The organism is Stenotrophomonas maltophilia group sp. RNC7 (genome assembly GCF_030910085.1).
GTDB lineage: Bacteria > Pseudomonadota > Gammaproteobacteria > Xanthomonadales > Xanthomonadaceae > Stenotrophomonas > Stenotrophomonas sepilia.
Window position 1 is genome coordinate 1 of sequence record NZ_JAVFVN010000905.1, and the last position, 737, is coordinate 737.

Annotated in this window: 1 protein-coding gene; it reads right to left on the reverse strand. The window is 71.8% G+C overall.

The annotated features are described in order from the left end of the window. On the reverse strand, positions 1 to 737 hold a 737-nt coding region (locus RCF13_RS23415), incomplete at both ends, for an MFS transporter (RefSeq protein ID WP_308141579.1).

Genomic DNA, 737 nt, shown 5'->3' on the forward strand with positions numbered 1-737 from the left:
GGCGCCGACGCCGAGCGCGCCCAGCATGTAGCCGTACAGCAACGCGTTGCCGTTTTCGTGGGCGTACGCCAGCAGCGGCAGCAGCGCCCACAGCGCGCTGGCCGACAGACCGAAGGCGAAGGCGCGCAGCATCACCACGCGCGTCACGGTGGAATGCTGGGTGTAGCGCAGGGCGGCGACCACGCCTTCGAGCAGCCGTTCGGGCGGCAGCCGCCGTGGCGGCACATCGCGGCGCCAGCGCCAGATGGCCCAGATCAGGCTGCCGTAGCAGACGCAGTTCAGCAGGAACACGACAGGCGCGCCGGCGGCGCCCAGCAGCAGGCCGCCGATGGCCGGCCCCACCGCGCGCGCCACGTTGTAGTTGACGCTGTTGAGCAGCACCGCGCTGCCGATGTGCTCGCGCGGCACCTGCTCGCCCACCGCCGCCTGCCAGGCGGGGGTGACGATGGCGCTGCCGATGGCGATGCAGAAGACCGACACGATCAGGGTGATGGGGTGCAGCAGGCCGATGAACGCCAGCACGGTGATGAAGATACCGCCGGCCAGCTCGAGGAGCATGCCGACCAGCATGACCTTGCGGCGGTCGTAGTTGTCGGCCAGCACGCCGGTCAGGATCGACAGCGCCACCAGCGGGAAGGCGGCGGCCACCTGGATCATGGCGACCATCAGCGGGCTGCTCTGCTCTGTGGTGATGACCCAGGCCGCGGCCGCGGCGGCCGGGGCCGGCGCCGGCCCGC